The sequence below is a fragment of the Bradyrhizobium sp. LB13.1 genome, assembly GCF_054056815.1.
Genome location: NZ_JBSRYQ010000001.1, coordinates 4406932 through 4430879, shown reverse-complemented (window position 1 = coordinate 4430879; position 23948 = coordinate 4406932). Strand labels below are relative to the sequence as shown.

Genomic DNA, 23948 nt, shown 5'->3' with positions numbered 1-23948 from the left:
CGACCTGGAAAATCCCCGGCGAGCGAATGAAGATGGACCAGGATCCGATCCCGCGTTGGCGGTCCTCGACGAGATGCGAGACGGCCACCAAGGCGAACTGATCTTCACCAATCCCGAAGGGGGGTCATTCTCCGAAAACGCGATGCTCGCGGTACTTGATCGTATCGGCTACGGGCATGTAACGGTTCACGGCTTCAGGTCGACCTTCGCAACTTGGGCCGAGGAATGCACCGACCATCCGGACGGCGTACGTGAGGCTGCGCTGGCCCACAAGTACAAGAGCGAGACCACCGCAGCCTATCAGCGAGGCCAAAAGTTAGAAAAGCGCCGGGCGTTAATGAAAGATTGGGCCGTGTTCCTGAGCGGCACCAAGGTAACCCAATTGGATGACTGGAGGACAGGGTAGGGCGTCGAGCGGCCGGACTTAGGGCAACAGGAGGCAAAAGCGTTGCGTCCAATCTCCATGGCGTCCGGTCTGGTCCAAGAAGCCGATATGGGAAGGCGCTCGGCAAACGGTCGGCTAAGGGTGGCCATCAGCGGAAGTAATCGAGTGCCCGGCGTTCATGGACGCGGATCAGCCAAGGCCGATAGACGACCAAGCCGCCATCCGCGAATTGTCGGAAGAAATGCATCGCGGGCAGATGATGTTGGCCGCGAGCGCGATAACTCGTGGGGCTTGGCGAATGATCAGAACATCGCCCAAAACAATTATTGCATCGGCGTGCTGGGCGGCGGCCGACGCAAAGGCGATATCAAGTTCCTCGTCGGTGGTCGCCTCAACTATCGGCAGAGCCACGCCCAGCTTCCGCGCTGCGCTTGGTGCCTCCTCGGCTACCATCAGCCTGTGCATGGGGTTGCCCGGATTGACCAAGAGCGCAATTTTTAGCGCGCCAGCAACCAGTTCCTGGAGGAGTTGTATTTATTTGGCGGTCCAATCTCCCGGCACCCAGCTCGCAAGACCGGTGATGTTACCGCCTGGACGCGAGAGGCTTTGGACGAGGCCGAGCCCCACGGGATCGGCGACAACCACGCCACAATCGGAACGGTGGCAGTTGCCGATTTAAGGGCAAGGGCTGGTGACGGCCCGAGGGCAATTACCCGATCGGGAGTTAGCGCCACCAACTCCGCAGTTAGGGTTGCCATGCGATCCGGGGTTTCGGCAAAGCGATATTCAACGAGCAGGTTCTTGCCCTCGATCCAGCCCTTCTCGCGCAAGCCACTGCGCCACGCGTCGCGACCCTGAGAATCTAGGAATCCGCCCAAGAGACCGATTCGGCGAGGCGAGCGTTGGGCCCTCAAACGCCGTGGCGAAACGAGCAACACCGCGGTGCCCGCTATGAACTCCCGCGCTTCATTCAATCCTCATCGAAGCCTGAGGACGACGGGACACAGAGTATCACGTCTCAATAGTTGGTGCACTCACCGCGGGTAGATCCAGGGTATCGGCGCAGGAGGCAACTTCGGGGCACGTGCCGACATCGCTAGAGACGAGCGTCAAGTTTGCCCCGTAGCGGCATCATTGGATGGGTTTGGAAATCATGCCTCATCGTGCGTGTACATCTGCCAAAGGCAGCCGATTATATTCCTCTCTCAGGGCCTTCCGCGAAGTATGCCCTGCGACCAGCCGTAGGACCAGTCAGCGACACTGACTTGCGTATTCAGTTGGGTGCAGTGTGAAGTTGCCGACAGCGAGTACGACCTTCGGACTCTAAGCAAGCTGAGGCATTATGCCTCTCCGGGCGAACACCCATTTCTAGGGGTGCATCCAGTCTCGTAGAATGTGGTTGCCCTCGAGCGGGATGTGCCGAAGTCACCGTTCGGGACGAACGAGCAGTACTAGCGCTATCGGCAGGTACGCTACCCTAAGAGGCCGCCCCCTTTTCGGTTTCACACCACGATTTCACGTTCCCCACGCGCGCAGCTTTTGCGGCGGCTTGTTGCAGAGGAGAAAAGTGATGAGCACAATCGATCGAAGGTCGGCATTGGCATTCGGGTTGGCAGCGGCTACGGCGGCCACGATAAGGCCCGCCGCAGCTCAAACTACGGGCTACAAGGACACAACTCCATGGCCGGGTGTGGTGGTGCGCCAGTATGATGGCGACACACCATCGCTGATCCCGGGTTTTAAGACCGTCTCAATGCGCGACATCATCATGGAGCCGGGATCGAAGACCATGGGGCCCCCGATGATGAATGCCATGGTCTGCCATATCACCGAAGGAGAGCTTCGGCTTGAGCAGGACGAAAAGACTTTTACCGGCAAGAAGAATTTTGTTTGGACCTGCAACAAGGACACAAAGGAGCAGGCGTTCAATGATGGGAACGTGGTCGCGATCATGAGGATCACCGACCTGAAGGCTTAAGGCTCGTTCTCGCAAGTAATGTAGGAGCGAATGGCGCACGCGACGGCGCCGATCGCGTCGGCTTGCCCTCTGACGTGCCTTCCGGGTTGCGTCGAATTTCTGGATATGTCGCTGCGCTAACCGACGCGATGGGCCATGACCGGACAACTTCTCACCATTGAGGCCGCTCTCGCCGCTGCTAACACTTGCGCGACCGCTCGCACTTAAGATTAGATGGGGCGCGTGGCTCACTGTCCAGTTTTGAAGGAGGTGTTTCATGAAATACATGCTCGAATATACAGTCCGCACTGCCGGTCTTTCCTTTGACCAAAACTTCGCAGGGTCGCAATCGCTTCTTGCTGCGTTCAGCAAGTGGAAGCCGGATGAAGAGAAGGGGCTGACGATACACGCGTTCGTGGCGAACCTGGCGGGACGAGGCGGCTATGTTTTGGTCGAAGCCAACGACCCAAAAGCCATCACGGCCTTCGTGGCAAAGTACACTTTCTGGAATGACATTGATGTCGTTCCGGTCGTCGACATCGGCGAGTCGGTGCCGATAAACGCAAGTTCACTCGAATGGGCGAGACAAGCGTCTAAAGGGTAGTTGGCGGACGATATGAAATCGACAAGCGCCACGACAATTGGTCGGGGCGTCTCAATTCAAGACTACTGAAACATGAAGGGTGGGAGGCCGAGGTCTGAATTTTGGGTCAAATGCGAAGAGCTCAACATGAGCAAAATCTAGTCCGGCATGCCTCGCGAGCGGACCTCAGTGAGGTCCGCCGCTACTTTCTGACGGGCCACAAGCAGACCTGTAGCGGCAGCGGGCCGCCCGCAATTTTCTTGCCGACCCTAGTTGCCAGCCAATGTTCGCGCCGTTGATTATCCCGATGAACCCACAGGCGTACAACTGCGTCTTGATTTAATCCGAGAACCGCGCAAGCTGTTCTTGCTCGAGGGGCGCCATGTTGAATAACCGCTGGGGCATTCTCACCGTTCTCTTCCTTGTGCGTGCCACCATGGCCGTACAGTTTTCGAGCCTTGGTGCAGTCGCGCCGTTGCTGTCACGCGAACTTGTATTCAGCATTGCTGACGTCGGCATCCTGATCGGCCTTTACCATGCCCCCGGAATTGCACTGGCACTGCCCGGTGGCGCCTTCGGTCAGCGGTTCGGCGACAAGGCAACCGTACTCGGCGCGCTTGCCCTCATGCTCGCCGGTGGCGTGCTGATGGCATTGGCGCCGTCGTGGCCGTTGCAGATCACAGGCCGACTTGTGGCCGGCGCCGGTGCCGCGATGATGAGCGTCGTGCTCACGAAGATGTTGACAGATTGGTTCGCCGGAAAGGAAACCGCAACCGCAATGGCGATCTTTATCAATTCTTGGCCGGTTGGCATCGCGCTGTCGCTGCTGCTGCTGCCGCTGCTCGGCACACGCCTTGGCGTCAGCGCTGTGCACCTCGGCGTAGCCGCCTTCATCAGCAGCTGCATGCTGCTGCTCGGGATCTGCTACCGCGCGCCACCGAATACTGTGCAGTCCCAACCGGCAAGTCAGCACCTCGGCCGTGGTGTCGCCGTGGCGCTCGTCACGGCGGGACTGATCTGGGGCTTATTCAACATTGGATTCGCAGTGATCTTTAGCTTCGGACCATCGATGCTAGTCGAGCACGGGTGGTCGATTGCGGCCGCAGGTTCGGCCATCAGCATAGTCTTATGGATCTCGGCCGTGACCGTTCCCCTCGGAGGCTTCCTTGCTGACCGATTTCGGCGTCCGCAGCAAATTATCGTAGTCAGCTGTGTCGCCTTCGGTTCGCTGTTATTGATATTGCCGCGCAGCGGCGCAGTGATAGCGACAGTCATGGCGCTTGGCGCTATTTCCGGGCTGCCGGCAGGTCCAATCATGAGTCTGCCGGCGAAGGTGCTGCAGCCGGGAACACGTGCGATCGGCATGGGTTTATTCTTTACCGTCTTCTACGTCTGCATGATGCTCGGACCCGCCGCCGCCGGCGCGATCGGCAAATGGGCCGGTAGCGCAGCGTCTGCTCTTGATTTCGGCGCCGCGATGATCCTCGCCTGCCCGCTGCTTCTTTGGCTTGGCAATCGCATTCCGGCGTTCACAACCAAGCCTGCGTGACGCCAGAACATTGCGGGACGGACCGCCCGTCAACATTGCGCAGGCGGGCTATTGCATCACCTCATCGGTATGTTGCGTAATTTCCGCTTGGGGTCAAAAAACGAAAACTCAGCGTACGCAAATCTCGTTCGCTGCGCCCACTAAGCTGACCATAGTGAGGGCGTCGCCACTTCGCTGATGGGCCACAACCGGACTCTGCTGAGTTGAGAAATTTATGCCTAGTTGAGCTTATCGCTTGCTACTATGCCCCATTAGGAGAACTATGCTTGAGGCAAGCCTGATCCTCTCAGAGACTACCTGAGGAGGGATTTCAAATGCGCCGCGTCGTGGTGTCGTATCTCTTTGTTGTGTGCATGAGCACGCAGCTTTGGGCACAAGAGGTCAAGCCCAACTGGCCCATTCCATCGGAACTCAAATGGGAAGCCGTCAACGGATATCCCATGGCCTACCGGGACGTGGGTCAAGGTACATCCATCGTGCTGGTGCACGGCTCGACAAGCGACTACCGGGTTTGGAACGCTCAGTTCAGCGTTTTTAGCGCTTCTTACCGGGTGGTTGCCGTCAGCCTAAGACACTCTTACCCAGAACGCTGGGATGGCACTGGCACCGATTTTTCAATCGAACAGCACGCCCAGGATGTCGCTGCATTGATCAAGAAATTAAACCTCGGGAAGGTGCATCTCATCGGACATTCGCGGGGTGGCGCGGTTGCAGTCGAGCTAGCGAAATCGCACGCTGAAGTCATTCGGACGCTCGTGCTACCGGACGGCAGCATTGAGATGCCGGTGCCTGAGACTGCCGAGGGCAAAGCAGCCGGAGATTTCTCAAAAAAGCTTATCGGAACTTTGCAGGAAAACTTGAAAACCGGAGATCCAGCCAAAGCTGCGGAGGTTTTCATTGATATGTTAAGCAGCCCAGGCACATGGGCAAAGTTTCCCGAACCTGCGAAAGAGATTGTGTTGGTCAACATTTACTCGGCGCTGGGTGACAAAGGCCGCCCGATCAGCACATGCGCCGACGTCAAGAAATTTGATTTTCCGGTCCTGCTCATGACGGGAGATAAAAGTCCAAGCAAGTTCGAGTTTTTTTACAACGAAATGCGGAAGTGCCGGGAGTTTCCTGCAACGGTCGTGATACCGAATGCAGGACACGGTATGCAGACACGGAATCCGGTCGTCTTCAATCAGGTCACGTTGGAGTTCCTGTCACAGCATTGATTTCGCGTTGATCGGCTGTGCTCAATCGAACAATGGCGGCTTCGGGTCACAGGCTGACTTCCGCGCCGACTTGACCTGGGGTCGGCTTATCTCCTGAAGGCAGACATAGCGGCTGTGTAAGCGGAGGTCGGCAACGGGCCATAAGCCGACTCGCATTCATATCCCGACCTAGTGTGGTGCCATCGAGGAGTCTCCAACAAAAGCCTTTTTGTAGAGCGATCTTGAAAGCGGAGTTAGCGGGAGAACCAAATCAGCAGGAGCAAGCGTCATGCATCGATCGTCGACACTCACCTTTGTTTTGGCCGCGATATTGCTCAGCTTGACCAGCGCTTCTGCGCAAGAGGTGACGAAAATGAGCGAGTTTGTCTCCGGTATGCCCAAGGGCGAAAAACAGGAGATCCGGGTGCTGACTGCGACCCTGAAACCGGGCGACAAGACTGTTCTCCATACCCACCGTTTCCCCGTGACCTTGTACATATTGGAGGGAGCTTTTACGCTTGAGTTGGAGGGACGTGCGCCGGTTACGATTAAGGCGGGCGATGCCATGATAGAGCCGCCGCACGTGAAGATGACCGGTTATAATCGCAGTACAACTGACCCGATGCGGGTTATCACCTTCTATGTCAGCGATCCGGACACGCCTTTCCTTGATCCGATCCAGTAGAAGCGCCGGTTGTGGCCGAGGTGGAAATCTGCATGTCCGCCTTGAGTCCGCCGATTACTTCCGATCTCGCCTTGGCGGCGTGTGGCGTGTTGAAGCACATGGTGACGAAGGAGCAATGGTGATGGGTTACAGGATCTTCCTTGCAGGGGCGTCTGGAGCCATCGGCAGGCGCCTGACGCCGCTCCTGCACAGAGCTGGCCATTACGTCTGTGGCAGCACCAGATCGCAGGCGAATGCCAACGCGCTGCGCTCACTCGGGGCGGACCCCGTCATCGTCGACGTCTTCGACGCGCCGGCGTTGTCATGCGCCGTCGCATCGGCGCGCCCGAATGTCGTGATCCATCAGCTTACCGACCTCCCGAAGGATCTTAATCCACGTGAGATGGGCGCGGCGATCGTTCGCACGGCCCGCATCCGGAGCGAAGGGACGCGGAACCTCGTCGAGGCCGCGATCTCGGCGGGTGCGTACCGGTTGGTGGCGCAAAGCATCGCGTGGGCCTACGCTCCCGGGGCCGAGCCGCACGCGGAGACGGACCCGCTCGATATGGGAGCCGAAGGAGAGAGCGGTATCAATGTGCAGGGACTGATTGCGCTCGAAGATCTGACTTTGAAATCGCCGCCGCTCGAGGGCCTCGTTCTTCGCTACGGCCAGCTTTATGGCCCCGGAACCGCTTCGGACCAGCCATCGAATTCTTCGCCCGTTCATGTGGATGCGGCGGCCTATGCCGCTATGCTCGCCATCGATCACGGTGACCCAGGCGTCTATAACATCGCGCAGTCCAATAGACATGTTGCGACCGAAAAGGCGCACGCAGCCCTGGGTTGGACTCCCGACTTTCGTCTTCCGGCCTGACGACTAGTACGGCGCCGGGCTGTAGCGATGCCTCGGCACCCGCGACGTGACGCACGTCGCTTGCTCCCAAGGTGCCTTCCGATTGCATCAAAGAGGCGTCATTCCGCCATGACCGACCGGCGAACAGGAGCGATCAGGCGTCGCAAAAATGCGGCGCATGGACGGCTTTGGGTCACAAGCGGTTTTGGGTCACAAGCCGCCGAACTGGGGCTCGACTGCAAACTTCCTGTCTGCCCTCTTGAGCGGACATGCAGCGACGCGCGTCAACGGAAGCGATGGGCCAATAGCCGACATCAACGCCTGGCATCCCGTCAAGGCGTGCTTGGCACTGCCGTCTGATCCGTCATACAGTGTGCTATGGGTTGGATAGCGTGCCATGGCAGAAGAGCGGCCGGTCCGGGTCGAGCGCAGGTTGTCGGGGATATTGGCCGCCGACGTGGCTGGCTATTCGCGGCTCATGCACCATGACGAAGAAACGACGCATGCCAAACTGACGGCACTCCTAGCGGACGCTGTTGAACCGAGTATCGCCGAGCACGGTGGCCGCGTGGTGAAGAACACCGGAGACGGGTTCTTGGCAGACTTTCCGAGTGCGGTCCAAGCGGTTCGGGCTGCTGTTCAGTTTCAAACCCGCATCAAGGAACTTACAATTGGTGACGCGGAAGACAGACGCATTGCTTTGCGCGTGGGCGTCAATATCGGCGACGTAATTGTCGAGCCCCATGACATCTTTGGAGATGGCGTCAACGTCGCGGCGAGACTTGAGAGCATCGCAGAACCCGGCGGCATCTGCATCTCGTCTTCTGCCTACGATCAAGTCCGAGGCAAGGTTGGGATTGAGTTCACCGATCTGGGCGAGCAGAACCTCAAGAATATTGCTCGTCCGATCCGAGCCTATGCCGTGGCCCGAGAGGGACTTAGCCCGGTGACAAAGGTCGGCGGCACGACGCCAAGCTCGCTTTCAGCGCCGCGTCTGTCCATGGTGGTGCTGCCGTTTGCGAATATTGGTGGCGATCCCGAGCAAGACTATTTCGTTGACGGCGTGACCGAGAGCCTGACCACAGACTTGTCGCGCATCAATGGCTCATTCGTGATTGGCCGACACACCGCATTTACGTTCAAAGGCAAAGCGGTTGATCTCAAGCAGATCGGGCGCGAGTTAAGCGTCCGCTACGTACTGGAGGGCTCGGTGCAGCGTGGTGGCAACCGGCTTCGCGTGAATGTTCAGCTGATCGACGCCGAGACTGGCAAACACCTGTGGGCCGAACGGTTCGATAAGCCAGTCGCTGATCTATTCGATATGCAGGACGAAATCGTATCGAGGCTCGCCAACACGCTAAATACTCAACTTGTTGAAGCTGAGGCGCGGCGGGCGGAGCGTTCGCTGCATCCCGATGCGATGGATTTGATTTTCCAGGGCATGGCTTGCTTAAACAAGGGAAGGACTTCCGAGTATCTTGCGCAATCGCGCAGCTTTTTTGAACGCGCCTTGGCGCTCGAACCCAAAAATGTCGAAGCGCTGGTCGGATTGGCAGTTGTTGATGCGGCAGCTGTTGGCATGGCTTTGACCGTTGAGCGGGCCGCGCGTCTCGCAGCGGCTGAGACGGCCTTGATCAAGGCTCTGTCCCTGGCCCCCCAGCACGCACGCGCCCACTGGCTTCTCGGAAACATCAAAATGTTCACAAACCGCGCGGCCCAAGGCATTGCTGAATGCGAGCAGGCATTGGCGCTGGACCGAAACCTAGCTAATGCGCACGCCTACATTGGTCGCGCCAAGTATCTTCTCGGTCGCGGCGAGGAGACTGAGGCCCATGTCCAAGAGGCACTCCGCCTCAGTCCTCGTGATACGGAGGCTTTTGTTTGGATGATGTTCGCGGGCTTCGCCAAGCTGCAGCTCGGCGCCGATCAGGAGGCGGTCGCACGGTTCCGTCGCTCGGTCGAGATCAACCGAAATCATCCACGCGCGCACATCTATCTTGCCACCGCGCTAGCGCACCTCGGTCAGCTTGATGAGGCGCGATCCGCTGCCCAAGCAGGGCTTGCGCTCGACCCGACTTTCACCATCTCCCGCTTCCGCGCCAACGTGCCGAGCGACAATCCGACTTACCTCGCTGGACGCGAGCGCTTCTGTGAGGGCATGCGCATGGCCGGGGTGCCAGAGGGGTGATGTCGGAGACGGGTCACAAGCGGGCATCCCGGCGTTTTGAGACCTTAGTCCGCTCCCGGCTGGACAGCCGACATTCCGGCGCCCCTCGACGCGGGACGCTGCTTGGCGACCCAGGTCGTAGATTTCAACCGTAGCTTTCAAGCTGAGCCGCAAAAGAACGAACGCTATCAAGGCGATTTGGGGGATGGAGTATCCCCTGACCCATTGGAGGAACGCATTTGGCGGTGTAGTTACCCTCGAAGAGACCTTCGAAAAAACCGAGGACGATCACGGACTTATCGAGGCTTCAAGGTCATTCGAATTAGGCGAAATTTTTATTCTGCATTAAATTCAAGGGCTTATAGCAGTCTTATTGATTTGGTCCTGAGGATTTTCCGAACTTCTCAGTGTTTAACGGGGATACTGCAGAGCCGCATCATTTCTCGGCTATGTTTATCGCGGTCCCTGCTGTTCATTCGTATCCGCTACGAACAAGTGGGTACAAAGCGGATGACAGCGATGAGAGGTGAAAACGATCGCGCAGTTGTCGCGACCGTGAACGAAACCATGACGGCGCTCAAGATCGGGCGCGCGAAGATATACGAGCTTCTAAATTCGGGAGCGTTGGAGAGTTATCTCGAAGGATCTTCTCGAAAGATCACTTGGCGCAGCATTGATGCTTACGTGCTGCGGCGATTGGAGGAGGAAGCTAACCGCCGCGGCCGCGGAGTGCACCATGCGTCCCGCTGAAACGCGCTGCTCAACCAGCGCAACTGCTGTGTTAGTCCGACCTGCGCTCGCGGGAAACGACAGTTCGCTCCTGCAAAATGCTCGTTTTCCCAAAAGGGAGTTCGCGAAACCCCCAAACGAGCCGGCCCCGCCCGATAGAGGAAGACGCCCCACGAGGGCAAATCGGGAGCCGCCGGTTCTGGTCGATACTTGGGCAGCCGCGAATTCCGAATCCGAACGAAGAATTTCGTTCAAGAGTCTCCGCGATGCGGGGGCACTCATGAGCGAGGATTTCGATTGGGATGACGTTGATATCATCGTCCTGACCTGCCGCTGAACTTTCATCCATTGGCGATTAGAGTCTCGGCGGATGTTACGCCGTTTGGCGCGGGGTGAGCAACGTGCGATCGGCGGAGCTGGTCGGGGTTGCGCAGCCGGTCGCACGTTGCGGTGAGGTTGGCGGAATAGGCCGCGGGTGTCAGATAGCCCAGCGACGAATGCGGGCGGTGGCTATTGTAGTCATGGGCCCACGCCGCAATCCTGGTTCGGGCGTGATCAAGGCCGAAGAACAGGGTTTCGTTGAGAAGCTCGTCTCGCATCCGGCCGTTGAAGCTTTCACAGAAGCCGTTCTGCATCGGTTTGCCTGGCGCGATAAAGTGCCAGGCAATCTGGTTGTCCTCTGACCAAGTCAGAATGGCGTTGCAGGTGAACTCGGTGCCGTTGTCCGAGACGATCATGCCAGGCTTGCCGCGGCGACCAATCAACGCCGTCAGCTCGCGCGCCACCCGCCGTCCCGGGATCGAAGTATCGGGGATCGCCGCCAGGCATTCCCGGGTCACGTCATCGACGATGTTGAGGATCCGGAACCGGCGCCCATTGGCAAACTGGTCATGGACAAAATCCAGCGACCAACGGGCATTCGGCCGGGCCTCGAGCAGGATCGGCGCCCGGGTGCCGACCGCGCGGCGGCGAGCCCGGCGCTTACGCACGCTGAGGCCTTCCTCCCGATAAAGGCGGTAGATACGGTTCAGCCCGGACGGCTCGCCATGCTGACGCAGCAGCACGAATAACCGCCGATAGCCGAAGCGCCGGCGGGCGTTGGCCAGTTCGCGCAGTTGGACCCGCAGTTCGGCATCGGGCGGCCGGCTCGACCGATAACGGATCATCTTGCGGTCGGCGCTGACGATGATGCAGGCCCGCCGTTCTGACAGTCCCAATTCGGCCTGCAGATGCGCGACAGCTTCGCGCTTGGCGGCGGGCCCTACCATTTTTTTGAAAGAAGCTCACGCAGCGCCGCCGCATCCAGCATCTGCTCGGCCAATAGCTTCTTCAGCTTGGCGTTCTCGTCCTCAAGCTGCCGTAGCCGCTTGGCCTCCGAGACGTCCATACCGCCGAATTTGGACTTCCAGTTGTAAAGCGTCGCTTCCGAGACGCCGTGCTTGCGTGCCAAATCGGCCGTCTTCGCACCGGCCTCATGCTCGCGCAGCACGCCTATAATCTGCTCTTCCGTAAACCTGGCTCGCTTCATTTGTCCGTCCTTCAGAAGGCCGGACTCTAACTTCAACTGGAGGAAATCGGCAGGGGCAGGTCAGTCCCAGAGCAAGGGGCGATCGCTGTCTATAAAAACGCCCACGGCAACATTGTTGTGCGGGAAGGGGTTCCGTATCCCGAGCATGATAAGTGGATCGTCTTTCTTCCCCCATATGCAGAAGTGATCGCCCGTCGGAGAATTGAACTGGCCGAGCTGCCGTTTAGGCTGGTCCCGAGTGGAGCCCAAGCGCGTAGCGGCAGCAGCTCGTCTAAAGACGGCACCGCCTCGGAACGCCAACGTCGCCGTCGCGACAAGCTGCGGAACGGCCGTGACCCCGACCGTGACGATACCGTCGGCGTCACGGGCGTCACGGTCGCTCAGCCGCCGATTGCCTCTGACTGCGCGCAGGTCGTGCTTGTGCGTTCTTCAGAAGAGCAGCCTCCGGAGGAGTCTCAAGCGGCGCTTACGCGCTGATCGATCTCGCGCGATCGCCACTTGTGAACGCTGGCCGCTTGCCTGAGTGCACCAAGGCAGTCTGTTCAACCATGGGCGATTGCGGGAGGCCATAGGCCCATCCCGTCGATCGGGCGCGGTCCGCGAGCCTAGCCAGGGCTGCTGCGGGACACCGTGTGGCAACGCTAAAAGCGAGGGGTCACCCTCTCGCAGGAGCAGGCAACGGCTGGCGCCGACCTGCTGGAGAGCTGTCTGCTGATGGATCGGTGGTGCAGTGTTCCCGCGTCAAGGCGAGCGTTAAAGGCCGACAGCATGACCCCGGCCTCCCTCACAAAAAGGTTGCTTAGATCCATCTATGTCTCGATAGGACTCGTCCGACCGTTTACGGGGACACGGCTTCGCCCTAAAAGGCGAAGCTATGCCCGCTCCGGGATCTGAACCGCCGTTTACGAGTGCTCTGAGACGAGCAAAAGTCCCGCAAGCCTTGAGAGCTGCCGAGGGACGAGATCCCATTTGGCAAATCAACCGCTCGCCCGGGTTCAAGGCGACCGCGCAGATCGAACAACCACTCCAGGGTGCTGAAAGGGAGCGCGTGAGAGACACTGAGTCACCGCGCTGACTCAACCCTGTCTCATGAGACAGTCGGCGCAATGCCGACGAGTGATCCGACTTTGGATTTCCGTAACTTACGGGCAGTTCGGGCCTGCGAGACAGGGGATGAGACATTGCAAGGCCATGAGCTGATCCGGCGCGCGGCGAAGCTGATCGCGACGAATGGCTGGGCCAGTGGCGTCGACAACACCACGAGCGTGGTGGGTCCGAGATGCCCCAGGCGATACGGTGGGCTCCGAAGATCGCTCGCCGGACATCAACAAGCCCGTCGCACGGGCGCCTGATCCCCGGCAGGAGCGACGCTGAGGCTCGCGTGGAGCGTCCTGGCCGCGATCAGAAGCTATGCTGCACCGCAGGCGTGTGACAGGCGCAAGGTGTGGTTTCGGCGGCAATGCAAAGGGCGATATCAGGCCGATCGAGCCTGTGAGAAGCCGATTGCCGGGCTGACTCACTGTCTCATTAGACAGTTGAACGCCGGAGAGTTGTTCGCGAGTTTACGAGGCTCATTCGACGACAGTTCTAACGGGCGCTGCAACGGACGTTATAACGGATGCTCAGCCGTGGGCCGGCAGGCCGGCCTGCAAGCAGGCCACGGCGTGGCGCGCGAGACATCGCCTGACTCGGCATTGAGATGAACAGGGCGCCTTTGAGCGACCCGGCGGAATCTGATGCCCGGAGCATGCCACAAGCAATGCCTGGAGCATGCCACAAGCATACAGACGACATGGCGCATACGAGAGGCGGCCGCATCGGCAACATGGCCGTTCAGCGACGATACCGCGAGAAGAACTGGTCTCCGATCTCCGCAATCCTTGGCCCGGGGCGGGGGAGCCACAGCGACAGCACCAGGACGACCTCAACAGCTCGCCTATGGCCTGTGCCAGCTCGTCACCGCAGGAGTGAGACAGTGAGTCAGCGCGCTGACACAGGGTTTCGGGTGTCTCACCCACTTTGCGGAAAGCATCGGTATCAGAATTGCTTAGCGTGAGACACTGAAGCTCAAAGGTGAGACACTTGGGCTTCTGTACGAAGTAGCGCCGCGAGCCAAGCCTCCAACAGCGTACCGCATCAGCTGAGCCCCCGTTCTTGCCTACTGGTCCGCCTCTTCCTCGTCGACGGCGGAAGGGGAGCACAACGAGGAGTGCTGGAAGCAGTGCGCCGCATGCCAACAGCACAGCAAATATGTCAAGTGCATTGCGACTGCCGCGCATGGCGGGCGAATGGCGTGGTCCGTTTCGTAACACTCGGGCAAGAACGCTCGCCTCAAGCCCGTCTGTGGTCATCTCGACGTTTATGCGCGGCTGACACGCCGTGAGTCAGCGGGATGAGACAGTCGTCGCAGGTGTCTCACGTCGCCTGCCGGCGTGTCGTGTCCCGGCGGTGGTGAAGCTCGGTAGAGCAAGGCCGGTCCGGACGCGCTGTCCCCGCTGCCTATCCCGTCTTGCGGAAGAACCGGACCAAATCCGTCAATAATCCAAAGCTGAACTGAAAGCCCGCAGGTGGGCGCGGCGGCTTGGCTTCAGAGGAAAGATTGCACCTGGGACAAGGGTCACCCGCTGCGCCGCAGCCGCAGGCGTGCGGACCATCCCAAGGGCGGTCGGGGTGGTCTTCGCATACCCAACCAGTGTCTTCGCAAGCGACGCAGTTCATCGGTCAGCCTTCGGTGCATCCGTTCTTGGCCTCGGGTGCACCCGCGCGTCGACCAAAACCTCGGTGATCGCCTCCCGCAGGCTGTCCCGATCGAGAATACCGATGAGCCGGTCGATGGTCTCCTCCGCGTCTCGCTCGCGCGTGAGATAGTCGGCCAATGCCATCATGGCGAGGTCGTAGCTCTGCTCGATTTGCTCCGCGGGCTTCAGCCAGGCCATCACAAGTCCTCCCGCAGGCCCTTGAAGAACGGATGCCGGACCTTCCCCTCGGCCGACTTGCCCCGATACTCGACCTCGGCAAGCAGCGTCGGCTCCACCCAGATACCCTTGTGCGCGACGCGCTTGGCATAGGGCTGCGTCTTCCTGATCAGCGGCTTCAGCCGCTTCCGCAACTCGCCTCCGTCGACTTGTCGAAGCCGTGGTCAACCTTTCCGGCATAGATCAGGTCCCCGCCCTTGCGCCGTCCAAGAAAGATGCCGTCCCACTTGTTGCCGTCGAGCGCGAAGCCGGCGATGGCGAGGGTCTCTCGGTGAGCGCAGGTGGTTTTGACCCAGTAGTTTCCACGCCCGCCGACATAGGGCGAGTCCGCGATCTTGGAAACGATGCCCTCCAGCCCGGCTTGGCAGGCGCGCCGGTACAGCTCGGCGCCACCGATCTCGAAGTGCTCGCTGTATTGGATGGGCGTATCCTCGATCAGCGCCTGAAGAGCCTTCTTACGCGCCTCCAGCGGCTCCTGGCGAAGCTCCCGGCCTTTGAGGTACAGCAGATCAAATGCCATCATGATGATGTTCTGGGCGCTGCCTCTGAGACTGTTCTGAAGCTGCGAGAAGTCGGTCTTGCCGCCTTCAGCGGGCACGACGATTTCGCCGTCGATGATGGCGGAGTTGGCCCTAATCAGGATGGCATCCTGCGCGACCTTCCGAAACTGCCTGGTCCAGTCGTACCCGCGTCGCGTGAAGACCTTGACGCTCTCGCCAGTGATGTGGAGCTGGGCTCGGTACCCGTCATACTTGATTTCGTGGAGCCAACGGGCGCCTTGTGGCACCCGCTCGACCTGCTCGGCGAGCAGAGGCTCGATGAAGCCGGGGTAGGGCGTCTTGACCCCGATCGACACGATCTTCTTGCGCTGGGACGCCACTGACACACTCCGCGCCAGGTCACGAAATCAGAGTTCCAGGTCGAGCAACTCCTTTCAGAGGCAGCGTCAGTTGGACGGCAACGGGACGGATCGCGTTTGCCTCGATGAAGGCCCGCAGCGCGGGGCCGATCTCGACGCCGCGCTCGAGGGCGCGCTCGGCGATCTCGCTGGTCGCATCACGAGACCAACCCTCGATCGCGTTGACGGCAACGATCCGGACCGGATAGGCGTACTGACCCGAGAGTAGGTCGCTCATGATGGTCTCGAGATCAGTGTCCTGCTCGTCGGTCTCACGCCAGGAGCAGCCGGCGCGGGCGCGGAAATCCTCCAGGACCAAGTAGATTTCCCGGTCGAGACGATCCAGCGGCACGATCGACGGCGAATGACGCATGACGCAACTCCAATTAATAGAGGAGCAATGGCCCGGCTGGCCGATCGTTCCGGCGCTGCGCCCCTTCCGCGGTCGGGGCCAGCCAAGCGGTCACAGTGAGCCAGGTCCGGAAGAGCGCGCCCCCACCGGGCAGCCTCGCCCAGCGAAAACCCAGCTTAAGCGACCCGCGAGAAGCACGGCCAGTCCTCAGTTTTTTCCTGCCAAAAGCCCATGAAGTGACTCAGGTGGCTCATGAGGTCGGTGAAAGGGTCCTAGGTACTCTGCCAGCAGGCGCAATCCCACCGCCTTACCATTCAGGCGGGCCGCTTCATAATCGTGCAAATTCGGTGTGCACGCCCATCCCTCGCACTGGTCGGCAAGATGTTGCATCTGCGAGCTCGATAGCAAGCCTAGTGTGCCTGTCGGAGGTACAGCGAAAAAATCGATCAGGCGAAGTGCGTCCGCCCTCGGGATAGGCTTCTCCGGTATGCTTCCTCCATCAATGATGACCCTCCAGACGTCTGGGAGTTTCCACATTCGGTATCGACGTTCAGCTTCGGCCTCTTCGAGAGCGCCATCTCTGATGATCGTGAGCGTACATTTCAACTGGGTGATCTCGTCAGCTGATGAGCTTGCCGCAATGTTCTTCGTAATTTGAGCATACCTCTTCGCGCATAGCTGGATGTAATACTCGGGCTCAAATTTTCTGACCACGAAAAACCCCCGCCAGCACAGTGGGTGATGCCGATCAGGGCGGCTCAGATCGGTGCTTATCGTTTGTCCAGGTTCACGCCCAGATGGCAGGTAGTCAGCTTCCCTTCGATCTTCGAGTCCTCCTCGTCCCTTCAGCGAAAATTTCCTGCAAGCTCGCGCCGTCGGGCTTGGGCGACATGCCAGTGCGTCACTACGGTCGTTCCGACTGCCAAGCTCAAGTCCGCTCACGCAGGACCGATCGACACCCAATCGACCAGCCCATCCTGCTTGCGCTAGCCTGTGGCATCTACGACGATAGCGGCGACGAGGTACTGTGTCGTAGGTGCTGATAAGGATATCAACTAGGCCGTGTACTCATTACGCGGCTGGCCGCGTGAAGGTCCCGCTCTACCTCCAATAGCGGTAGAAAAGCGGACGTTTCCCGAGGTCGCAGAAGGGCCAGAAGCGGACCTAGGGCCGGCCCTCTGGCGAAGGCCAGCCCGCTGTTCGTCACATTAGAAATACGCCTATGCGGCAGCCTTGATAAGTCCAAGCTGTGTCAAGGCCGCCACACCATCGTCGAGGCCGATCTCCTCGACAATCTTGCCATCCTTGAGCTTCAGGACGGTCGTACCCGTGAACTTCATGTTGCGCCCTGTGTTGGCAGGCAGTGATCCCGCCAAAAAGTCGCGGAAGGCGGGCCCGGTGTGCGTGCCACCACCTTCCCAGCGTCCAACAACGTAATCGCCTTCCGCGATCAGGTCAGCCGCACCCCAGAAGTTGAGGTCCGGAAACGCCTTTCGAAAGTCAGTCATGAAGGCTTTAATGTCGTCGCGGCCACGACGAGGTTCGTGAAGCGAATATTGCAACAGCATGTCCGGCGCTGCGAGTTCGTCCACGATATTCAGGTTGCAGATCGCGCCCCAAAAGTCTGTAAACCAGCGACCCACGATCGCCTTGTTGTCACTTTCCTTCGACATGTAGCTAATTCCTCTGTTTGTGTTTTCAGTTCGAGTGGACGCCTTGCAGACGGGATCGGGGCCGGCTTGGACCATGCCGTCGGGACGGATGTGCAGCCCAGACTGAGGATCAATCGCCAGCCGTTCGAACAGCTCTCGCAGTTCTGGTCGGAGGCCATCTCCACAAAGAGCTGCGATAGAGTGAAACTTGTGCATGTCGTGCTCCTATGTGCGCCCGCCCACGATAGGATTTCACGCAGATCGATCCACCCGATTTCCGACCGGCCGCTGCGCCAACACAGGTCGGCTTCGGGTCACAAGGCGAAGAAATCAAACTGAGCAATTCTCGTCCGCTATGCCTCAGTGAGTGAACCTCGCGGAGGGACCGCCACTTTCGCCGATGGGCCAGGAGCGGACGTCGCCCGCCTCTCTCGATCAGCTCGCCGCCTCTGAGCTAACCTTGTTGATGGCTGTGGCATTTGACGCCGATTCTCGCTAACATTTCAAAAGGTGCCGGTTCAGACCGGTGACGCTTCACGGCGGGAGAATCCCTTGAGCCGCGAACACCTCTTGCGACGGCTAACAGCCATATTCGCGGCCGATGTCGCCGGTTATAGTCGTTTAACGGGCATGGACGAGGAAGGCACGCACGTCCGGCTGAGGGAGCATTTGCGGGTCTTGATTGATCCAACGATTGCCGCCTATCGCGGGCACATCGTCAAGAACACCGGCGATGGCCTTTTGGCCGAGTTCAATAGCGTTGTGGACGCAATGCGCTGTGCGGTCGATGTTCAGCGTGGCATGGCGGAACGCAATTCGGACGTACCAGCGAACAATCGAATTGAGTTCCGGATCGGTATCAATGTTGGCGATGTTATCCAGGATAATGGGGACATATTCGGCGACGGTGTCAACGTAGCAGCGCGTCTCGAAGCGATTGCGGAGCCCGGTGGCATTTGTGTGTCGGATGATGCCCACCGACAACTCCGCGATAAACTTGATGTTGTGTTTGATGATGCCGGCGAGCAGAACCTCAAGAACATTGGACGTCCGGTCCGCGTTTTCAGAGTGAGAAATCTTGCGGCAGCAAACCAAAGGCCCACGTTGGCGCTCCCTGACAAACCCTCGATTGCCGTACTATCTTTCCAGAACCTGAGTGCAGATCCAGAGCAGGAGTATTTCGCAGATGGCGTCGTGGAGGATATCACGATGGCGCTCTCTGCCCTTCGTTGGCTGTTTGTGATCGCGCGCAATTCGAGTTTCACGTACAAAGGCCGGCATGTGGACGTGAAGCAGGTCGGAAGGGAGCTAGGAGTGCGCTACGTGCTGGAAGGCAGCGTGCGCAAAGCTGGAAACCGCATTCGTATCGCCGGTCAGCTGATCGATGCCGAAAATGGAGCACATCTCTGGACGGACCGTTTCGAGGGTGCGCTCGAAGATATGTTCGATCTACAGGACCATGTAACCGCCAGCGTCATTAGCGCTATCGCCCCGAAGCTGCAGGTTGAGGAGATCAGACGTGCCAACCGCAAACCAACCGAAAATCTGACTGCGTACGACTATTACCTGCGCGGACTGGTGAAACTTCGCCGCACGACAATGGAAGCGAACCGCGAGGCGCTTGCGCTGTTTTGCAGGGCGATCGAGCTCGACCGTGGCTTGGCGTGCGCCTATGGCATGGCCGCGTGGTGCTACGTGCAGCGCAAGGCGCGTGGCTGGATGATCGAGCCTGAGCAAGAGAGTGCCGAAGCTACGCGGCTGGCCCGGAAAGCCGTGCATCTCGGTGGAGATGACCCTGTCGCGCTGTCTAGGGGTGGGTATGCACTCGCCTTTGTAGCCCAGGAGTTCGACGACGCCGCGGCGCTCATGGATCGGGGACTGACGGTCAGTCCCAACTTAGCCGAAGCTTGGACGCTTAGTGCCTGGCTGAGAGTTTGGAGAGGTGAGTCGGACCTGGCACTTGAGCATGTTGCGCGTGCCATGCGCCTGAGTCCGCTCGATCCGTCCATGTATGGCATGCAGGGAGCCATGGCATATGCTCATTTTCTCGCGAGCCGATGTGACGTGGCATCGTTATGCGCCGAACAGGCAATGCGCGACAATCCCAAATTTCTGCTGACGATCTGCATTTCCGCTGCCAGCAAGGCGCTTGCCGGACAGCTTGAGCCAGCACAGAAAGCCATAGCACGGGCGCTCGAACTTAACCCTGACTTGCGAGCCTCCACTCTCAGAGATCTAGCGCCATTCCGCCGAACAGAGGACTTCGCCATGTTCGCCAAGGGTCTTCGCAAAGCAGGCCTTCCGGAATGACGTTGCTGCCTCGACTGCGAACGAAACGGCCCCGATAGGCGCACGTCCGAAACGGGTCACAAGCCGCCGAACTGGCGCCCGGCTGCAACTTCCGGTCTGCCCTCTTGAGCGGACATGCACCGACGCCGCGTCAATGGAAGCGATGGGCCAGAAGCGGACTTCGCGTCTAGCAGTCTGCTGAAAAACCTTGAAATGGAGAATTTTCATTTTTCCGCCGGTCGTTTTTGGAGCGGCGCGGTAGAGTTGGATGTAATTTCGAGCTTGTTATTGAGTGTGCCCCGGCGCGGGGTGGCTATGCGGCGAGCAGTTTGGGAATTCGGATCAGGTTATAGGCGATCAGATTAAGCAGGAAGTCGGCGGCGACGCGAGCGATGCCCCGATGTTTGGTCTTGCGCATGGTGCCATGCTGCTTGCCCCATCCGAAAATGCACTCGACCATCGCCCGGCGCGATTGCGACATGCCGTATCCCGGATGCCGCGTGGTTCGTTCGTCGATCGCGCTGTTACGGTTCTTGCCGGTTTTGGTGATGGCCTGGTTCTGTGTCACATGCGGCGTCACGCCGATGGCGCGAAGGTTGGCGACATGATCGGCCGTATCGTATGCCTTGTCCTCACCAGCCGTGATGCGGCGACCTGCGGCTTTGCGTCTCGCCTTCAGCATGACCTCCGCAGCCCGGCGTTCGGCGGTGCCATTGGCATGCGTGACCCTGCCGGCCACCGCCAGCCCATGCCGGTTCTCCATGGTGGCGTGGCCCATATAGCAAAGCTTGGCCTCCCGTCCGGCCGCCTTGCGATAAAGCCTGCTGTCCGGGTCACTGGTGCTCGCATGGGTGTCGTTCTTGCGTTTCTGGCCATGGAAGTTGGCGCCGTCATCATCGTCGCCGCTGCCGTCCTTGGGGCGAAAACTCTTCTGCGAAGCCCAGGCTTCGATCAGCGTTCCGTCCACCGAAAAATGCTCGTCCGACAATAGCGGCTTGACCTGAGAATGGTTCAGAAGCCTGGTCATGAACTTCGTGAACACATCGCCGTTCTGCAGCCGCTCCCGGTTCTTGGTAAAGGTGGTCGGGTCCCAGACCGGATCGTCCGGCGACAGTCCCACGAACCAGCGATACAAAAGATTGTAGTCCAGTTGCTCCATCAGCTGGCGTTCCGAGCGGATGCCGTAGAACACCTGCAGCAGCAAGGCGCTCAGCAATTGCTCCGGAGGGATCGAAGGACGTCCCTCGCTGGCGTATAGCTTTCCAAGGCTGCGGTTCAAATCATTCAAAACATCCCGGACAAGTTCCCGGACCTTCCGCAGCGGATGGTTCGCTGGCACACGTTTATCCGGCGCGATGTACGAAAACAGGCCGCCCTGATCCGTAAACCTGCCGCGCATGATCGTCTCCGCCGATTCGAGATGATAAAGTGAATCATCAAGTCCCCTTCCTGGCGAGGGGTTTTTCAGCAGACTGCTAGACGAACCCGTGCGCTAATCGCGAGGCTTCCCGAATACAAAATCAAAATGTAAGGAGCACCTGCTGTCTCTTCCAATCCTCCAATCCGCTAGCCTCTCCTCTTGCTCGTGCAACTCACGATACAGCTGAGACATCCAGGCAATAACCACACGTTCAATTAGTCCAAATGGGCCGCGCTTACATTGCTTCGCGGGTGCTCCATGCGGCAGCAACGTTAGCAAAGAGATAGCGCAAGATGCGAAACGTTGGATGAGGGCTCCCATAACTGGGTGGCGTTTTGGCCTTGCCAAAAATCGCGAGAATAAGCCGCCGGTACGCAAAATGTATGTCAATCGGCTTGCAACTTTGACCCCTCATCGGCGTCCAATTTTGACCCCTTTGCGCGGCGATGTTTGCTGGTAGCGCTCGTCTCGTCGGAGCTGGCCGGGATAGCGGAGGCGAGACGAGCGCGGGTGGCGTGATCGTCGTCTCGGCTTTTGAACCGCCAGCTGTCGTTGCCGGTCTCGACGATGTCACAGTGATGGGTCAACCGGTCGAGCAGCGCGGTGGTCATCTTGGCGTCGCCGAACACGCTCGGCCATTCGCCGAAGGCGAGATTTGTCGTCACGATGACGGAGGCGCGCTCATAGAGCCGGCTGACGAGGTGGAACAGAAGCTGGCCACCCGACTGGGCGAAGGGCAAATAGCCGAGTTCATCCAGCACGATGAAGTCCATCCGGGTCAGATGCTCGGCGAGCCGTCCTTGCCGTCCGTTGCGGGTCTCGGTCTCGAGCCGGTTGACGAGGTCGACGACGTTGTAGAAGCGTCCTCTAGCGCCATCGCGGATGCAGCTTCTGGCGATGGCAATGGCCAGGTGGGTTTTGCCTGTGCCGGTGCCGCCAACCAGTACGACGTTGCGTTGCTGGGCGATGAAGCCGCCGCCGGCGAGGTCATTGACGAGAGTCTGATTGATTGGCGTGCCATCGAACTGGAAGTCGGCGATGTCCTTGGCAAGTGGCAGCTTGGCAATGGTGAGCTGGTATTTGATCGACCTGGCTTGCTTCTCATTGATCTCGGCGTTGAGCAGGTCGCCGACAATGCGCTGAGGTTCGTGCTGGCGTTTGACAGCGATCGCCATGATCTCGTCGAAGGCCGCCTTCATGCCATAGAGCTTGAGTTCGCCCATGAGGTCGAAGATTTGGGTTCGTTCCATCAGATGGTCCTCCGGAGGTTGTCGTAGCGGGCACAATCGGCGATCGGTGCATGACGGAGCGTCAGTGCGGCCGGCGTCATGATGTTGGCCGGTGGGGCGAGTTCACGTTGCCGGGCCAGGATATTGAGAACGACATCTGCGGAATGGACGCTGTGACTGAGCGCTTCGGCACAGGCCGCTTCCACCGCGGGGAGACCGTCAGTCAGCACCGCGTTGAGGATGTCGACCATCTGCCGATTGCCATCGTCGGTGCTGGCAAGCTTGCGCCGGATCCGCTCGATCGCGGCCGGCAGCACCCAGTCCTTGAAGGGAGCACCGTTGCGCAGGGCGCCGGGTTTGCGGACGAGCACCGGCACATAATGCCAGGGGTCGTAGACGGTATCGCCGCGACTAAAGGATCGCGGGTGCTCGGCAACGATGCGTCCATCCTGACGGATCACGATGCGATCGGCATAGGCTTGAACCTCGACCGGTCGTCCGACTGCGCTGGCTGCGACCGAGTACTTGTTGTTGTCGAAGCGCACCAGGCAGGTCTTCGAGACCGACGCCGTCACGGCATGGAAGCCGTCGAAGCGGCCGGCATAGGGAACGAGCTTGGGGCGTTCGGCTTCGAACACGTCCCAGATCGTCTGATCAACCAACTCCGGATGGCGATGAGCCTTGGCGTAGGCGATGCATTTGTCGAGCAGCCAGGCGTTTAACTCGTCGAGGTTTTTGAACCGCAGCCGCGGCGTGAAGAAGCGTTCCCTGACCAGCCCGACCTGGTTCTCGACCTGCCCCTTCTCCCAGCCCGACGCTGGCGTGCAGGCGACCGGATCGACCAGATAGTGGCTGCACATCTGCAAGAAGCGGCGGTTGTAGAGACGCCCTTTACCGACGAAGATCGTCTCTACCGCGGTCTTCATGTTGTCGTAGATGCCGCGAGTGCAGGTGCCTTTGAACAGGGCGAACGCCCGGTCGTGGGCGTCGAACACCATCTCCTGCGTCTCCCGCGGATAGGCTCGCACGAACAGCATGCGGCTGTGACAGAGCCGGACATGGGCGGCCTTCACCATCACCGTGGTGCCGCTCAGCAAGACCACCTCGTGGCTCCAGTCGAACTGGTAGGCTTCGCCTGGGGCAAAGCTCAGCGGAACATAAGCGGCTGCGGTCGATTGCCCGCGTTCTTTGCTCCAGCGCCTGGCGTAACGCCGCACCGCATCGTAACCGCCGTCATAGCCGCGGCCGCGCAGCTCTTCGAAGATCCGGATCAACGTCAACTGTTCACGAGCGGATTTAGTCACGTTCGACGCAAGCAGCCCGTCAAGTTCGACTGCCCATTGTCCGAGCTTTGGCCGCGGCTGCACCTGCCGCTCGTACTCGAATGAGGTCTCTCCCGACCTCAGCACCTTCCGGACCGTGTTCCGCGACACCTTCAGGTCACGGGCGATCTCCTTGATCGTCTTGCCCTTGATGAAGTGCTCGCGCCGGATCCGGGCAATCGTCTCCACGATCAGCATCC

The 23948-nt window shown here is 59.5% G+C and carries 18 protein-coding genes and 2 pseudogenes; 10 read left to right on the top strand and 10 right to left on the bottom strand.

Annotated elements, in window-relative coordinates; translation table 11 throughout:
- Positions 1-55 precede the first annotated feature (55 nt).
- Complete coding sequence (locus ACVWYI_RS21025) at positions 56-406, top strand: tyrosine-type recombinase/integrase (protein WP_456663077.1); 351 nt, start codon at positions 56-58, stop codon at positions 404-406.
- Between the two features lie 168 nt (positions 407-574).
- On the opposite strand, the gene ACVWYI_RS21020 is transcribed toward ACVWYI_RS21025, so the two are convergent.
- Together ACVWYI_RS21020 and ACVWYI_RS21015 are read right to left on the bottom strand one after the other, a co-directional pair.
- Positions 575-796 carry a hypothetical protein gene (locus ACVWYI_RS21020; protein ID WP_354053322.1) on the bottom strand — a complete coding sequence of 74 codons (222 nt, stop codon included), beginning with the start codon at positions 794-796 and terminating at the stop codon, positions 575-577.
- 86 nt (positions 797-882) lie between these two features.
- Positions 883-1215 (bottom strand): hypothetical protein, encoded by a 333-nt coding sequence (locus tag ACVWYI_RS21015; RefSeq protein WP_456663076.1) that lies wholly within the window; start codon positions 1213-1215, stop codon positions 883-885.
- 740 nt (positions 1216-1955) lie between these two features.
- Here ACVWYI_RS21015 and ACVWYI_RS21010 point away from each other — a divergent pair.
- From ACVWYI_RS21010 to ACVWYI_RS20975, 8 genes are all read left to right on the top strand, one after another.
- On the top strand, positions 1956-2363 hold the full coding sequence (locus tag ACVWYI_RS21010; protein WP_456663075.1) for a hypothetical protein: 408 nt from the start codon (positions 1956-1958) through the stop codon (positions 2361-2363).
- A gap of 256 nt (positions 2364-2619) precedes the next feature.
- Positions 2620-2946, top strand: coding sequence for a DUF3303 domain-containing protein (locus ACVWYI_RS21005; protein WP_354053320.1), 327 nt, complete (start codon positions 2620-2622; stop codon positions 2944-2946).
- Between the two features lie 361 nt (positions 2947-3307).
- Positions 3308-4474, top strand: coding sequence for an MFS transporter (locus ACVWYI_RS21000; RefSeq protein WP_354053319.1), 1167 nt, complete (start codon positions 3308-3310; stop codon positions 4472-4474).
- 314 nt (positions 4475-4788) lie between these two features.
- On the top strand, positions 4789-5691 hold the full coding sequence (locus ACVWYI_RS20995) for an alpha/beta fold hydrolase (RefSeq protein ID WP_354053318.1): 903 nt from the start codon (positions 4789-4791) through the stop codon (positions 5689-5691).
- A 268-nt stretch (positions 5692-5959) separates the two neighbouring features.
- Positions 5960-6355, top strand: coding sequence for a cupin domain-containing protein (locus tag ACVWYI_RS20990; RefSeq protein WP_354053317.1), 396 nt, complete (start codon positions 5960-5962; stop codon positions 6353-6355).
- Between the two features lie 121 nt (positions 6356-6476).
- On the top strand, positions 6477-7208 hold the full coding sequence (locus ACVWYI_RS20985) for an NAD-dependent epimerase/dehydratase family protein (protein WP_354053316.1): 732 nt from the start codon (positions 6477-6479) through the stop codon (positions 7206-7208).
- Between the two features lie 376 nt (positions 7209-7584).
- A complete protein-coding gene (locus ACVWYI_RS20980; protein WP_354053315.1) occupies positions 7585-9375 on the top strand; it encodes a tetratricopeptide repeat protein in 1791 nt (596 codons plus the stop codon).
- A 498-nt stretch (positions 9376-9873) separates the two neighbouring features.
- Positions 9874-10104 carry a helix-turn-helix domain-containing protein gene (locus tag ACVWYI_RS20975; RefSeq protein WP_456663074.1) on the top strand — a complete coding sequence of 77 codons (231 nt, stop codon included), beginning with the start codon at positions 9874-9876 and terminating at the stop codon, positions 10102-10104.
- Between the two features lie 320 nt (positions 10105-10424).
- On the opposite strand, the gene ACVWYI_RS20970 is transcribed toward ACVWYI_RS20975, so the two are convergent.
- From ACVWYI_RS20970 to ACVWYI_RS20950, 5 genes and pseudogenes are all read right to left on the bottom strand, one after another.
- A protein-coding gene (locus ACVWYI_RS20970) for an IS3 family transposase (RefSeq protein WP_456661117.1) occupies positions 10425-11611 on the bottom strand; the annotation gives its coding sequence in 2 pieces (ribosomal slippage) (positions 10425-11359 and positions 11359-11611; 1188 coding nt in all).
- 2714 nt (positions 11612-14325) lie between these two features.
- A complete protein-coding gene (locus ACVWYI_RS20965; RefSeq protein ID WP_456663073.1) occupies positions 14326-14547 on the bottom strand; it encodes a hypothetical protein in 222 nt (73 codons plus the stop codon).
- A pseudogene (ligD, locus tag ACVWYI_RS20960) lies at positions 14547-15466 on the bottom strand (non-homologous end-joining DNA ligase). Before ligD ends, ACVWYI_RS20965 begins: the two are co-directional and overlap by 1 nt.
- A 19-nt stretch (positions 15467-15485) precedes the next feature.
- Positions 15486-15857, bottom strand: a complete 372-nt coding sequence (locus ACVWYI_RS20955; protein ID WP_456663072.1) for a hypothetical protein — start codon at positions 15855-15857, stop codon at positions 15486-15488.
- Positions 15858-17056: 1199 nt separating this feature from the next.
- Positions 17057-17509, bottom strand: coding sequence for an ester cyclase (locus tag ACVWYI_RS20950; RefSeq protein WP_456664557.1), 453 nt, complete (start codon positions 17507-17509; stop codon positions 17057-17059).
- A 531-nt stretch (positions 17510-18040) separates the two neighbouring features.
- Between ACVWYI_RS20950 and ACVWYI_RS20945 the strand changes: the two genes are divergently transcribed.
- Positions 18041-19798 (top strand): adenylate/guanylate cyclase domain-containing protein, encoded by a 1758-nt coding sequence (locus ACVWYI_RS20945; protein ID WP_456663071.1) that lies wholly within the window; start codon positions 18041-18043, stop codon positions 19796-19798.
- Between the two features lie 292 nt (positions 19799-20090).
- Here the strand turns inward: ACVWYI_RS20945 and ACVWYI_RS20940 are convergent, their stop codons facing one another.
- The 3 genes and pseudogenes from ACVWYI_RS20940 to istA all read right to left on the bottom strand — a co-directional run.
- Positions 20091-21176 carry an IS5 family transposase gene (locus ACVWYI_RS20940; protein ID WP_456661595.1) on the bottom strand — a complete coding sequence of 362 codons (1086 nt, stop codon included), beginning with the start codon at positions 21174-21176 and terminating at the stop codon, positions 20091-20093.
- Positions 21177-21583: 407 nt separating this feature from the next.
- On the bottom strand, positions 21584-22447 hold the full coding sequence (gene istB, locus ACVWYI_RS20935) for an IS21-like element helper ATPase IstB (protein ID WP_456661642.1): 864 nt from the start codon (positions 22445-22447) through the stop codon (positions 21584-21586).
- Between the two features lie 8 nt (positions 22448-22455).
- A pseudogene (gene istA, locus ACVWYI_RS20930) lies at positions 22456-23946 on the bottom strand (IS21 family transposase); the annotation flags it as partial.
- Between the last annotated feature and the right edge of the window lie 2 nt (positions 23947-23948).

Excerpts from the sequence above, each read along its gene's own strand:
- istB (WP_456661642.1), bottom strand. The coding sequence starts at position 22,447 with ATGGAACGAACCCAAATCTTCGACCTCATGGGCGAACTCAAGCTCTAT.
- ACVWYI_RS21005 (WP_354053320.1), top strand. The coding sequence starts at position 2,620 with ATGAAATACATGCTCGAATATACAGTCCGCACTGCCGGTCTTTCCTTT.
- ACVWYI_RS20955 (WP_456663072.1), bottom strand. The coding sequence starts at position 15,857 with ATGCGTCATTCGCCGTCGATCGTGCCGCTGGATCGTCTCGACCGGGAA.
- ACVWYI_RS20940 (WP_456661595.1), bottom strand. The coding sequence starts at position 21,176 with ATGCGCGGCAGGTTTACGGATCAGGGCGGCCTGTTTTCGTACATCGCG.
- ACVWYI_RS20990 (WP_354053317.1), top strand. The coding sequence starts at position 5,960 with ATGCATCGATCGTCGACACTCACCTTTGTTTTGGCCGCGATATTGCTC.
- ACVWYI_RS20980 (WP_354053315.1), top strand. The coding sequence starts at position 7,585 with ATGGCAGAAGAGCGGCCGGTCCGGGTCGAGCGCAGGTTGTCGGGGATA.
- ACVWYI_RS20995 (WP_354053318.1), top strand. The coding sequence starts at position 4,789 with ATGCGCCGCGTCGTGGTGTCGTATCTCTTTGTTGTGTGCATGAGCACG.
- ACVWYI_RS20965 (WP_456663073.1), bottom strand. The coding sequence starts at position 14,547 with ATGGCCTGGCTGAAGCCCGCGGAGCAAATCGAGCAGAGCTACGACCTC.
- ACVWYI_RS21010 (WP_456663075.1), top strand. The coding sequence starts at position 1,956 with ATGAGCACAATCGATCGAAGGTCGGCATTGGCATTCGGGTTGGCAGCG.
- ACVWYI_RS20950 (WP_456664557.1), bottom strand. The coding sequence starts at position 17,509 with ATGTCGAAGGAAAGTGACAACAAGGCGATCGTGGGTCGCTGGTTTACA.
- ACVWYI_RS21000 (WP_354053319.1), top strand. The coding sequence starts at position 3,308 with ATGTTGAATAACCGCTGGGGCATTCTCACCGTTCTCTTCCTTGTGCGT.
- ACVWYI_RS20975 (WP_456663074.1), top strand. The coding sequence starts at position 9,874 with ATGAGAGGTGAAAACGATCGCGCAGTTGTCGCGACCGTGAACGAAACC.
- ACVWYI_RS20985 (WP_354053316.1), top strand. The coding sequence starts at position 6,477 with ATGGGTTACAGGATCTTCCTTGCAGGGGCGTCTGGAGCCATCGGCAGG.